The sequence below is a fragment of the Allokutzneria sp. A3M-2-11 16 genome, from assembly GCF_024213555.1.
GTDB lineage: Bacteria > Actinomycetota > Actinomycetes > Mycobacteriales > Pseudonocardiaceae > Allokutzneria.
On sequence record NZ_JANAVO010000001.1, the window covers coordinates 280,214 to 291,816 of the forward strand.

Here is an 11,603-nt window from a genome sequence, read left to right on the forward strand (position 1 = left end):
GGAATCGGGTGGCAGGAGTCCGACATGGCTGGCGTATCGGTACGGCGGGCGGCTTCCTACGGAATCGACGCTCCGGTCGTTTTCGCGGGATTCGGCTTCGGCGTGCTCAGCTGCCTCCTGACGATGGCCATCACCGACAGCCCGGCGCCCCTCGTGGGGGCCGGGCTGCTGGCGTTGTTCGCGGCCGTCCACCTGCACGCCACCGTGCGCGGCAAGTTCGTCGTCTGGGACGAGGTCCTCGCCGGGCTCCGGCTGCGCGGCGACGAGGACGTGGTGGACCTCGGTTGCGGCCGCGGCGCCGTGCTGCTCGCCGCGGCCAAGCGCCTCCCCTGCGGCGGCGCGGTCGGCGTCGACCCCTGGCGCAGTGTCGACCAGTCCGGCAACGACATCGCCGTCACCCAGGAGAACGCGGTGGCGGAGGGGGTGGCCGACCGCGTCCAGCTGCGCACCGGTGACCTGGCGGGGTTGCCGTTGCTCGACGAGTCCTTCGACCTCGTGCTGAGCAGCCTGGCGATCCACACCGTGCCTGGGGCGGACGCGCGGACGCTGGCGATCCGCGAGGCGGTCCGCGTTCTGCGCTCCGGCGGCCGGATCGTGCTCGCCGATATCGCGCACACGCGGCAGTACGCGGCCGCGCTCACCGAACTGGGAATGACCGACGTGCGCAGGCGCGGCCTCGGCTGGCGAATGTGGTGGAGCGGCCCCTGGGTGCCCACCACGCTGGTGACGGCGCGAAAGCCCTGAAAACCTCTCGATCAGGTGATCACCGGGCAATTCCCGGTGATCCCCGAACGGCCTGGTTCCGCTCATACGTTGTGGTGGCACATCAGTAGCTCTCAGTTCGCGGATTCCGGGAAACGGGTGAAATAGCGAATTGGAGATGCCGTTATCGGGAATTGGGTGTTGCACTGGTGATGGGCCCACCACTTCCAGAATTTCGCCCGACTCGAGGGGAAGCAACAACCCATGCGAACCATTACCAAGCGCGTACTGACCCTGGCCGCCACCGCGGCCGTCACCGCCGGTCTGGCACTCGTCGGCCTACCGGCCTCCGCCGCACCCGCGAACCCGGCCACCCCCTCGGCGACCACCCAGGTGGACGCCCAGGAGCAGGGCGAAGGCGAGGTCGAGTCCATCGTCGACGGCAACGTGACGGTCAAGCTCAAGACCGGCGTCCGGGTCAAGCTCCGCGCCAACGCCTGCATCGTCATCGGCGGCCCGCTCGTCGAGGGCGTCAAGGTGCGACTGGGCGTCAACCTCCTCGGGATCAGAATTCTGGTGGTGTTGTAGCGCCATCGACGACCCCGCGAAGGGGGCGGCCGGATTTCCGGCCGCCCCCTTTGTTGTGCCGCCGTGTCCCTCCCGAGACAACGACCGAACTCAGTGAACGCGAAAAGTGTTCTAACGATTTGCGCGATTCCCACGGAGTACTGGCCGAGGTCATCCGACCGGGCAGAGCCGGGTCACGCTCCGGAATTCCTACCAGCGGGTTCGGCTGGATCGAGTGAATCAGGTCCAGCCCACTTCCCATCTGTCGAGCGAGGAGTTGACTGATGGTCAGTTAGGTATTCACCGGGAGGGGTGCAATTCCATGCGTACTTTCACCAAACGGGCCCTGGGCGTCGTGGCCGCGACCGCGGTCGGCACGGCACTGATGCTCGGCGCGGCTCCGGCGGCGTCGGCGGGCACCAGTCACGTGAAGGCCGGCGCGGCCGTGCACGCGGCCGCCAAGGTCGAGGGCAAGGTCACCGCGATCGTCGGCGGCCACGTGATGATCAAGACCAAGGTCGGTGCCGTCGTCAAGGTCCGGCTCGCCGGCTGCATCGTGATCGGCAAGATCCGGGTCGGCGTGCACGTGCGGCTGGGCGTGAACCTGCTCGGCATCCGCGTACTCGTCGTTCTCTAGAGCTCTCCCGACGGGCGGCCGGTCACCGGCCGCCCGTCTTACACGTCCGGGTGGAGCACCCGGAAATCATGATCTTGCTTCGCGATACTGACGAGGAGGTGCGGGGCGGCAAAGGGGATGGTTGTTGAGCGGCACGACGCTGTCGGCCGTCGTGGCGGTGCTCGGGGGATTCGGGTTGGCGGCCGTCCTGGTCGTGCCCTACATCGCCTGGAGCTACCACCGGCGGGGCGAGCTCGGCCTCGGGCACGCGGTGCTCGGCCTGGGTTTCCTGATCTACTCCTTCGCCCTCGTCACCTACACGCTGCTGCCGCTGCCCGAGGTCGACACGACGTTCTGCGTGAAGCACGCGGCGGTCACCACGCCCGTGCTGGCGCCGTTGCGGTTCCTCGACGACATGCACAAGTACGACACCTCGGGCATCCGCGCCGTGCTGCGCAACCCCGCACTGCGCCAGGTGTTGTTCAACGTGGCGCTCTTCGTTCCGCTCGGGATGTTCCTGCGGCACCTGTTCCGCGGTGGCCTGGCGCTGACGTTGTCCACCGGTCTCCTGATCTCGCTCACCGTGGAGAGCACCCAGCTGACCGGCGTGTGGTTCCTCTTCCAGTGCCCCTACCGCCTCTTCGACACCGGCGACCTGCTGTCCAACACACTCGGCGCGGGCGTCGGCTTCCTCCTCGCTCCCGTGCTCAACCTCGTTCCAGGACAACGGGTTCGCGTACCGATGGGGGTGCCCCGGGCCGTGACCAGGCGGCGGCGCCTGCTCGGCATCGCGCTGGACCTGCTCGCCGTGTGGGTCGCGGGCAACGGCCTGCTGTTCGGCGCGAAGCTCGCCAACTGGGCTCTGCACGGCGAAGTGCCGCGGCGCGGCGTGTGGAACCCGTTGCTCACCTCGGTTCTGGCGTACTGGCTGCCCGCGGTGCTGCTGTTGCTGGTGGCGCCGTTGTTGGGCAACGGGGGCACGATCGGGCAGCGCATCGTGTTGCTGCGCCCGGCCGACCGGCTCGGCGGCGTTCCGCGCTGGCCGCGCGTCGTGCTGCGCTTCCTGACCGGCTCCGGTGGGTACTTCGTCCTTGTCGGAGCGGCGCCTGACGCGGCGTTGTTGTTGGTGTGCACCAGTTTCGTCTTCCTCGTGCACACCACCGGCGGCCGCGGGCTGAGCGGAGTGCTCGCCGGGCTGACGGTGATCGACTCCCGGGTGGACCGCTACGGCACTAGGGTTGCCCACGACCGCAGATACCGGTTCGAACACCTTCCCGCGGAGGAACACCGATGAGCCTCGATCGTCCCATCGCCCCGGACCCGTACGCGCTGCTGCCCGAGGTCGCGACGTTCACGGTCACCTCGGACGACATCGCGGACGGTCAGCCGCTGCCCGCCAAGCACGTGTTCAACGGCATGGGCGCGACCGGCGAGAACCTCTCCCCCGCCCTGTCCTGGTCCGGGTTCCCCGCCGAGACGAAGAGCTTCGTCGTCACCTGCTTCGACCCGGACGCCCCGACGCCGTCCGGCTTCTGGCACTGGGTGCTGGTGGACATCCCCGCCTCCGTGACCTCGCTGCCCACGGGCGCGGGCTCCGGCTCCCTCCCCGCGGGTGCCTTCCACACGCCCACCGACTTCGGCACTCCCGGCTACGGCGGCGCCGCCCCGCCACAGGGCGACCGCGCGCACCGCTACTACTTCGTGGTGCACGCCGTCGACGTCGAATCACTCGGCGTGGACAAGGACGCCACCGCCGCCGTGGTCAGCTTCAACCTCGCCTTCCACACCCTGGCGCGCGCGATCATCACCCCCACCTACGCCCACTAATTCACCCACACGTGTTTGTACCCAATGTGGCATTTGTTTCGCCAGACGTAACCAATGCCGCATTGGGTACGTATGTCGGCGGTTGGGCGGACGTGAGTGTCAGAGGGGCGAGTCATCCTCGCCGCCATGAGACAGAGCACTTGGGTTCGGCACGTCGGCGAGCTGCGCGAGCACAGCCGTTTCGACGTGATCAGATCGTCTACATTGGAACGGCTGGGGGTACCCCGGCCCGCGATCTGGCGACGATGTCGGCCCGAGGGGCCATGGCAACGACTGCTCCCAGGCATCGTGCTGCTCTCCTCGGGCAAGCCGACGCGGCGGCAACGACTCGAAGCCGCTGTGATGCACGGCGGGCCAGACTCCCAGATCACCGGGTTCGAGGCGGCGCGGGCACATGGTCTGCGCAACATCACCGAGACCGGTTTCATACACGTCCTGGTGCCCGATGACCGGCAGATCTCCACGGCCGGTTTCACCATCGTCGAGCGGACGTACCGGCTCCCCGAGCCAGAACACCGCGACGGGCTCCCGACCACTCCGCTGGTTCGAGCGGTACTCGACGGCGCCCGTCGGCTCTGGCGCGTGGACCCTGTGCGCGCCGTGCTCGCCGAGGCGGTACAGCGCGGCGGGTGCTCGCCATCGGACCTGGCAACGGAGCTCGACGGGGGAAGCCAGCGCGGGTCGGCCGTGCCTCGCAGGGTGATCAACGAGCTTCTCCACGGATCGAGGTCCGTCGCCGAGGCGGAAGCGCTTCGAGTTTGGCGACGCACCGGATTACCGATGCCTCAATGGAATGTGCCGGTTTACGACGAGACAAAGAAGCTCATCGCGGTTCCCGACGCGTGGTGTCAGGAAGTGAGACTGGCATGGGAGATCGACTCCTATGAGTACCACTTCCACCGCGAGGGCTACGCCAGGACGCTGGACCGCAACGCTCGCTACGCGGCGGCCGGGATCACCGTGCTCCAAACTCTCCCCACACGCATTCGCCTGGACCCCGATCGCGTCGTCTCAGAGATCCGCGCCGCCTACCAAGCCGCCCGCAACCGCTCATGATCTTGCTACTTATGTACCCAATGTGGCATTTGTTTCGCTAGACGTAACGGATGCCACATTGGGTACAAAACGGCGAGGGTGGGGGAGGGGTCAGGGGGTGAGGAAGTCTTCGAGGGGGACGGGGGTCATGCCGTCCTCCTTGGCCTTGGTGAGGAAAGCGGTGTAGTCCTCGACGAAGGTCTTGCGGAAGTGCATGAGGACGACGTCGCCCGGTTTCAGCTTGGTCCCGGTCTGGAACTGCATCGCGCCGTCGTTGATGGTCTCGGTCCACAGCACGAGCGCCTTGATGCCACAGTCAGCGGCGGCCTTGCGCGTGGTGTCGTCGTAGTTGCCGTAGGGCGGGCGGAACAGCACTGGGCGCTTGCCGTACTCGCGTTGGTACGCGTCGGAGGCTCCGCAGATCTCCTTGTGCTGCACCTCGTAGGGCTTGCCGCGCAGGTTCGGGTGGCTCAGCGTGTGGTTCTCGATGGTCGCGCCAGCCTGGTCGCGGAGGTCCTTGAAGTAGCCGCGGTGTCCTTCGACGTAACGATCGGTGAGGAACAGCGTCGGTCGGGTCTTGCTGCGCCGCATCAGGTCCAGGGCCATCGGATGTGGCACCTGGCCGTCGTCGATGGTGATGAAGACGTAGGGCTTGTCGGTGTGGACGCGCTTCACGACGGGGATGAGGCCGTGCTCCGGAGGCGGGATCTTCGCCTGCGGGGTGCCGAAGGCGTAGGGCGCCTCGAAGGACGGCACGGGCGGACCGGTCGGTGTGGGCGGCGGAGCGGGAGGCGACGGTGGGGCACCGCAGGCGGCTATGAGCCCCAGCGCCAGAACGCTCGCCACCAGCATTCGACGGGAAGACAAGGGGCGCATGAATCCGTTGTACCCGGCGGACGAGCCCGTTCACGGGGGCGCCGTGACCAGGACCACGAACCTTCCGGACACTTGGGACGGACGGGGCGCGGGTACGGTCGGGCTCGACGGAGATCGAAGGGGATGCACCGTGCGGCATTTTGACCTGGTGATCATCGGCACCGGCTCGGGGAACTCCATCCTCGACGAACGGTTCGATGACTGGAACGTGGCCCTCGTCGAGAAGGGCGTCTTCGGCGGGACGTGCCTGAACGTCGGCTGCATCCCGACGAAGATGTTCGTGCACACCGCGAACGTGGCCGGGACGCCCGCCGCAGGCACCAAGCTCGGCGTGGACGCGGAGCTGCACGGCGTGCGGTGGACCGACATCCGCGACCGCGTGTTCGGCCGGATCGACCCGATCGCGGCGGGCGGCAAGCGCTACCGCGTCGAGGACTGCCCGAACGTCACGGTGTTCACCGGCACGGCGAAGTTCGTGGGCCCGAAGCAGCTTGACACCGGCACGGGCGAGATCATCACGGCGGACCGCTTCGTGCTCGCCGCGGGCAGCAGGCCGGTCGTCCCGGACGTTCCCGGCATCGCCGAGACCGGGTTCCACACCAACGACACCATCATGCGGCTGGACGAGCTGCCGAAGCGGATGATCGTCCTCGGCAGCGGGTTCGTCGCGACCGAGTTCGCGCACGTGTTCTCCTCCTTCGGCGTGGACGTCACGCTGATCGCCCGCTCCGGGACGGTTCTGCGCGCCGAGGACGAGGACATCGCCGCGCGCTTCACCGAGCTGGCCGCGCAGCGGTGGGATCTCCGCCTGAACCGCGACACCGTGCGCGCGGAGCGGGTCGACGGCGTGGTGAGGCTGCACCTGACCGGCCCGAACGGCGCTGAGGTCGTCGAGGCCGACGAGCTGCTCGTCGCGGTGGGCCGCACGCCGAACTCCGACATCCTCGACGTGGCGGCGACCGGCGTGGCGACGCACCCGGACGGCCGCGTGGTGGTGGACGAGTTCCAGCGCACCGGGGTCGACGGGATCTGGGCGCTCGGGGACATCTCGTCGCCGTTCCAGCTCAAGCACGTCGCCAACCACGAGTCCCGCGTCGTGCAGCACAACCTGCTGCACCCGGAGCAGCCGCTCGCCTCGGACCACCGGTTCGTGCCGCACGCGGTGTTCTCCTCGCCGACCATCGCCGCCGTCGGTTTGACCGAGCAGGAGGCGCGCGCCAACGGCGTGAACTACGTGACCGCCGTGCAGGAGTACGCGGGCATCGCCTACGGCTGGGCGATGGAGGACACGACGGGCTTCTGCAAACTGCTCGCCGACCCGGACACCGGCAGGCTGCTCGGCGCGCACATCATCGGCCCCGAGGCGGGAACGCTGATCCAGCCGCTGATCCAGGCCATGCACTTCGGGCAGACCGCGCGGACCATCGCCACCGGCCAGTACTGGATCCACCCCACGATGCCCGAGCTGGTCGAGAACGCCCTGCTCAAGCTCCCCGTGAAGCACTAGCCCCGCCCAGACCAGGCTAAACTCACCTCATGCCCACCGCCCGCGCCCTCGCCCCCGTCGGCTGAGGTGGTCCAGACCAATCCCGTTTCGTACTCATAGCCGGATTTGGGAGCGCTCCATTTCCCGCTATGAGTACGAAACGGGAAAACCACGCTGGGACTAGACGTAGCGGGGGCGACCGGCGACGTGGCCGAGGGCGATCTGGGCGGCGAGGACCACCAGCACCAGGGTCAGGGGCACCGTCCAACCGCCGGTGAGGCCGTGCAGGATGCCGACCGCGAACGGGCCGACCGCCGCGATCAGGTAGCCGAGGCTCTGCGCCATCGCGGACAGCCGCGCGGTCTCCTGACCGGTGCGCGCCCGCAGCGTGATCAGCGTCAGCGCCAACGGGAACACGCCCATGCCGATGCCGATCAGCAAGATCCACAAGCCGGTCGCGGTCGCCGGGGCGAACAGCAGTCCGGCGAAGCCGACGAAGCCGCTCAGCGCCATGGACATCGCCCACGCGGACTGGGAGCGGGCCCGGGCGGCCAGCGGCGGAACGATCATGGAGACGGGCACGCCGAGGACCATCACGATCGCCAGCAGCTGCCCCGCGGTGGTCGCGGAGACTCCGGCGGTGTCGCGCAGGATCTCCGGCAGCCAACCCATGACCGTGTACGCGACCAGCGACTGGAAGCCGAAGAACACCGTGACGGCCCAAGCCAACGGGCTGCGCAGGAGCGAGCGACGAGGCGCCGAGTCCGCCACGACCGCCTCCGAAGGCGCCGGGCCGCGACCGGCGAGCCGCCAGCAGATCAGCGCGAGGACGCCGAGCAGCGCCCACATGCCGACCGCACCGCGCCAGCCGCCCACCAGTTCCTCCAGCGGAGCGGTGAACGCTGCCGCGACCGCGCCACCGGCGGACAACGCCGCGCTGTAGGCGCCGGTGACCGCGCCGACCTTGCCCGCGGGGAAGGAATCCTTGACGACGACCGGGATCAGGACGTTGCAGACCGCGATCGCCGCGCAGGCCAGGAAGGTGCCCGCGACGAGCACGAGCGGACCGTCGACCACCCGCAGCGCCAGGCCCGCGGTGATCAGCACGAGCGCCCCGGAGATCACCGCGCGGGCGCCGTACCTGCGGCTGAACCACGGCGCGAGCATGCCGACCAGGCCGAAGCACAGGGTCGGGATCGCGGTGACGGCGCTGGTCCATGCGGCGGAAACACCGAGGGTGTCCCGCACCTCGGAGAGCACCGCGGCCAGACTGGTCACCGCGGGACGGAGGTTGGCCGCGGCCAGCATCACGCCGACGACCAGCGCCAGTCCACCGGCCACGCTCGCGGCGGGGGCCGAACGGGTCCTGGCAGGCTGGTCGAGCTGGGGCGAGAGCGTCACGCGAACGAGTATGGCAAACATGGGATGTTCGGATGAAAGGATGAGTCTGTGCCTTTGGCCACTACCCGGCGCGCCGGTCTGGTCGAGCAGGTCATCGAACAGATGCGCGCGCTGGTCACCTCCGGCGAGTGGCCGGTCGGCAGGCGCATCCCGCCCGAGCCGGAGCTGGTGACGGCGCTCGGCGTCGGCCGCAACACCGTCCGCGAGGCGGTTCGCGCGCTCGCGCACGCCGGGCTGCTCGAAGTCCGGCAGGGCGACGGCACCTTCGTCCGCGCGACGAGCGAGCTGTCCGGCGCGGTCCGGCGGCTGTGCGGGTCGGAGCTGCGCGACGTGCTGGAGGTGCGCCGCGCGCTGGAGGTCGAGGGCGCGCGCCAGGCCGCGACCCGTCGCAGCGCCGCGGACCTGCGCGAGCTGGAACGCATCCTCACCGAACGCGACGCCGCGCTGGAAGCGGGCGAGTTCGACCTGATGGTCCAGCTCGACACCGACTTCCACCTGTTCCTGGTGGAGTGCTCGCACAACAACGTGCTGACCGAGCTCTACCGGGGCTTCACGGAGGCAGTGCGCTCCAGCGTCGCCGCGACGGTGGACACCAGCCTGCGCACCGAGGAGCACGTCTCGCACACCGAACTGCTCGACGCGGTGCGCGAGCGGGACGCGGAAAAAGCCGTCAGGGAAGCCAGCGGCTTCTTGGAGGAACTACTCGCAAATCTGCCCACAAAGGGCAAAAAGGGACGCTAGGGCGATTCCAGTCCCGCATTCAGCCGGGCCATCAGGGTGGCGAGGACGCGCTGGTCCGCCTCGTCCCAGTCGGCCAGTGCGGCGCGCAGCCACGCCGCCCGCTCGGCCTGGACATCGGCGAGCAGGCGCAGCCCGGCCGCCGTGGCGCACAGCGGGATCGAACGCGCGTCCGGCGGGTTCTCCACCGGTTTGATCAGCCCCGCTGCCTGGAGTTTCGCCACATGCCTGCTCGCGGTGGACTTGTCGACGGCGAACTGCTTCGCCAGGTCGCCGACCCGGCTCTCGCCCCGTAGCGCGACCGCGACGAGGTACGGGTAGGTGACGTGGTCCAGCCCCTGGTAGCCGCGCGACCAACTGCGCCAGACCGCCTTCCGCGCGAACAGCGTGAGCTGCTGCTCCAGCTCGGTCATTCCTGAGCCATTTGTCCGCTCTGTCACATACGCACCATACCTCCCTACTGTTGCGCCGCGCAACTGTCGTCCGTAACGTGGTCGTTATCCACAAGAAAAGGGGATCGACAATGTGCGGAATCACGGGATGGGTGGCTTATCGGCAGGATCTGACGACCGAGCGGGACACAGTCGTCGCGATGACCGAGACGATGATCTGCCGCGGTCCCGACGCGGGCGGGGCCTGGTTCGCCCGGCACGCGGCGCTCGGCCACCGCAGGCTCTCGGTGATCGACATCGACGGCGGCGCGCAGCCGATGGTCGCCACGCGGGACGGCGAGGTCGAGGCCGTCATCACCTACAGCGGCGAGGCGTACAACTTCACCGAACTGCGCGCGGAGCTCACCCGGCGCGGACACGCGTTCTCCACCAGCAGTGACACCGAGGTCGTGCTGCGCTCCTACCTGGAGTGGGGCGCGGGCCTGGTCGACCGCCTCAACGGCATGTACGCCTTCGCCGTCTGGGACCCGCGCAGCGAGGAGCTGCTGCTGGTGCGCGACCGCCTCGGCATCAAGCCGCTCTACTACTACCCCACCGCGGACGGCGTGCTCTTCGGCTCCGAGCCCAAGGCGATCCTGGCCAACCCGCTCGCCAAGGCCGTCGTTGACGCGGAGGGCCTGGCCGAGTCGATGTCCTTCGTCAAGACACCCGAGCTGGCGATCCTGGGCGGCATGCACGAGGTCCGCCCCGGCGGCGTGGTGCGCGTCTCGCGGTCGGGCCTGCGGAAGAGCCAGTACTGGCAGCTCGAAGCGCGCGAGCACACCGATGACCTCGACACCACGATCGGCACGGTGCGCGAGCTGCTGGACGACATCGTCGCGCGCCAGCTGATCGCCGACGTGCCGCTGTGCACCCTGCTCTCCGGCGGCCTGGACTCCAGCGCGCTGACCGCGCTCGCGGCCAAGTCGCTCGACGTGCCGGTGCGCTCGTTCTCCGTCGACTTCGCGGGCTACACCGAGAACTTCCAGGCCGACGAGTTCCGCGGCAGCCCGGACGCGCCCTTCGTCACCGACGTGGCCAAGCACGTCGCGGCCGAGCACACCGACATCGTGCTCAACAACGCCGACCTGCTCGACGACGGGGTGCGCAAGGCCGTACTCCGCGCCCGCGACCTGCCGATCTCCATGGGAGACATGGACATCTCGCTCTACCTGCTCTTCCAGGAGATCAGGAAGCGGTCCACGGTCGCGCTCTCCGGCGAGTCGGCGGACGAGGTGTTCGGCGGTTATGCCTGGTTCCACAACGAGAAAGCGGTCAACGCGCCGACATTCCCGTGGCTGGCCATGCACTTCACCGGCGAGCGGCCGGATCTCCTGCGGGACGGGGTCGCGAAGAAGCTCGACCTCGGCGGGTACATCCAGCAGCGCTACGCGGAAGCGATCGCCGAAGCACCGAAGCTGCCCGGCGAGTCCGGGAAGGAGGCGCGCATGCGGGAGATCAGCTACCTGCACCTGACGCGCTTCGTGAACTCACTGTTGGACCGCAAGGACCGGATGAGCATGGCGGTCGGGCTCGAAGTCCGCGTGCCGTTCTGCGACCACCGGCTCGTCGAGTACGTCTTCAACGCCCCGTGGGCCATGAAAACCTTTGACGGCAGGGAAAAGAGCCTCCTGCGCGCCGCAACCGCGGACGTCCTGCCGCAGTCGGTGGTCGACCGGGTGAAGAGCCCGTATCCGTCCACACAGGACACTGGGTACGACGCCGCGCTGCACGAGCGGGTCAGCACCCTGCTGCACGCGGGGACCTCGCGGGCGTTCGAGCTGGTCGCCCCGGACAAGGCGCGGCGCCTGCTGGACCGCGGTTCGTCGGCCGTCGCGCGGCGGCAGCTGGAGCTGATCCTGACTCTCGACGGTTGGCTCAGCGACTACGACGTGCGCGTGGAGCTGTGATCTACGGTTGCCCG

Annotated in this window: 12 protein-coding genes; 9 read left to right on the forward strand and 3 right to left on the reverse strand. The window is 68.8% G+C overall.

Annotation, left to right across the window (positions count from 1 at the left end; translation table 11 throughout):
* The first annotated feature begins 24 nt into the window (after positions 1-24).
* From NLX83_RS01375 to NLX83_RS01400, 6 genes are all read left to right on the forward strand, one after another.
* Positions 25-744: a class I SAM-dependent methyltransferase gene (locus NLX83_RS01375; RefSeq protein WP_254233029.1), complete on the forward strand. Its 720-nt coding sequence runs from the start codon at positions 25-27 to the stop codon at positions 742-744.
* Between the two features lie 222 nt (positions 745-966).
* Positions 967-1,290: a hypothetical protein gene (locus NLX83_RS01380; protein WP_254233030.1), complete on the forward strand. Its 324-nt coding sequence runs from the start codon at positions 967-969 to the stop codon at positions 1,288-1,290.
* Positions 1,291-1,591: 301 nt separating this feature from the next.
* Positions 1,592-1,906, forward strand: coding sequence for a hypothetical protein (locus NLX83_RS01385; protein WP_254233031.1), 315 nt, complete (start codon positions 1,592-1,594; stop codon positions 1,904-1,906).
* Between the two features lie 124 nt (positions 1,907-2,030).
* Positions 2,031-3,179: a VanZ family protein gene (locus NLX83_RS01390; protein ID WP_254233032.1), complete on the forward strand. Its 1,149-nt coding sequence runs from the start codon at positions 2,031-2,033 to the stop codon at positions 3,177-3,179.
* The gene (locus tag NLX83_RS01395) at positions 3,176-3,712 is read left to right on the forward strand and encodes a YbhB/YbcL family Raf kinase inhibitor-like protein (RefSeq protein WP_254233033.1); all 537 of its coding nucleotides are present in this window, start codon (positions 3,176-3,178) and stop codon (positions 3,710-3,712) included. Before NLX83_RS01390 ends, NLX83_RS01395 begins: the two co-directional genes overlap by 4 nt.
* 126 nt (positions 3,713-3,838) lie before the next feature.
* A complete protein-coding gene (locus tag NLX83_RS01400; RefSeq protein ID WP_254233034.1) occupies positions 3,839-4,768 on the forward strand; it encodes a hypothetical protein in 930 nt (309 codons plus the stop codon).
* Positions 4,769-4,858: 90 nt separating this feature from the next.
* Here NLX83_RS01400 and NLX83_RS01405 read toward each other — a convergent pair whose 3' ends face one another.
* Complete coding sequence (locus NLX83_RS01405; RefSeq protein ID WP_254233035.1) at positions 4,859-5,623, reverse strand: polysaccharide deacetylase family protein; 765 nt, start codon at positions 5,621-5,623, stop codon at positions 4,859-4,861.
* 130 nt (positions 5,624-5,753) lie between these two features.
* On the opposite strand from NLX83_RS01405, the gene NLX83_RS01410 reads away from it, so the two are divergent.
* The gene (locus tag NLX83_RS01410) at positions 5,754-7,130 is read left to right on the forward strand and encodes a mycothione reductase (RefSeq protein ID WP_254233036.1); all 1,377 of its coding nucleotides are present in this window, start codon (positions 5,754-5,756) and stop codon (positions 7,128-7,130) included.
* Between the two features lie 159 nt (positions 7,131-7,289).
* On the opposite strand, the gene NLX83_RS01415 is transcribed toward NLX83_RS01410, so the two are convergent.
* Positions 7,290-8,510, reverse strand: a complete 1,221-nt coding sequence (locus tag NLX83_RS01415; RefSeq protein WP_254233037.1) for a CynX/NimT family MFS transporter — start codon at positions 8,508-8,510, stop codon at positions 7,290-7,292.
* A 48-nt stretch (positions 8,511-8,558) separates the two neighbouring features.
* Here NLX83_RS01415 and NLX83_RS01420 point away from each other — a divergent pair, with 48 nt between their 5' ends.
* The gene (locus NLX83_RS01420; RefSeq protein ID WP_254233038.1) at positions 8,559-9,251 is read left to right on the forward strand and encodes a FadR/GntR family transcriptional regulator; all 693 of its coding nucleotides are present in this window, start codon (positions 8,559-8,561) and stop codon (positions 9,249-9,251) included.
* Here NLX83_RS01420 and NLX83_RS01425 read toward each other — a convergent pair.
* Complete coding sequence (locus NLX83_RS01425; protein ID WP_254233039.1) at positions 9,248-9,661, reverse strand: MarR family winged helix-turn-helix transcriptional regulator; 414 nt, start codon at positions 9,659-9,661, stop codon at positions 9,248-9,250. The genes NLX83_RS01420 and NLX83_RS01425 overlap by 4 nt on opposite strands.
* A gap of 110 nt (positions 9,662-9,771) precedes the next feature.
* Between NLX83_RS01425 and asnB the strand changes: the two genes are divergently transcribed.
* Positions 9,772-11,589 (forward strand): asparagine synthase (glutamine-hydrolyzing), encoded by a 1,818-nt coding sequence (asnB, locus tag NLX83_RS01430; RefSeq protein WP_254233040.1) that lies wholly within the window; start codon positions 9,772-9,774, stop codon positions 11,587-11,589.
* Positions 11,590-11,603: the final 14 nt, after the last annotated feature.

Coding starts and splice junctions, on each gene's coding strand:
- NLX83_RS01380 (WP_254233030.1), top strand. CDS start 967: ATGCGAACCATTACCAAGCGCGTACTGACCCTGGCCGCCACCGCGGCC.
- NLX83_RS01385 (WP_254233031.1), top strand. CDS start 1,592: ATGCGTACTTTCACCAAACGGGCCCTGGGCGTCGTGGCCGCGACCGCG.
- NLX83_RS01400 (WP_254233034.1), top strand. CDS start 3,839: ATGAGACAGAGCACTTGGGTTCGGCACGTCGGCGAGCTGCGCGAGCAC.
- NLX83_RS01375 (WP_254233029.1), top strand. CDS start 25: ATGGCTGGCGTATCGGTACGGCGGGCGGCTTCCTACGGAATCGACGCT.
- NLX83_RS01425 (WP_254233039.1), bottom strand. CDS start 9,661: ATGACCGAGCTGGAGCAGCAGCTCACGCTGTTCGCGCGGAAGGCGGTC.
- asnB (WP_254233040.1), top strand. CDS start 9,772: ATGTGCGGAATCACGGGATGGGTGGCTTATCGGCAGGATCTGACGACC.
- NLX83_RS01405 (WP_254233035.1), bottom strand. CDS start 5,623: ATGCGCCCCTTGTCTTCCCGTCGAATGCTGGTGGCGAGCGTTCTGGCG.
- NLX83_RS01395 (WP_254233033.1), top strand. CDS start 3,176: ATGAGCCTCGATCGTCCCATCGCCCCGGACCCGTACGCGCTGCTGCCC.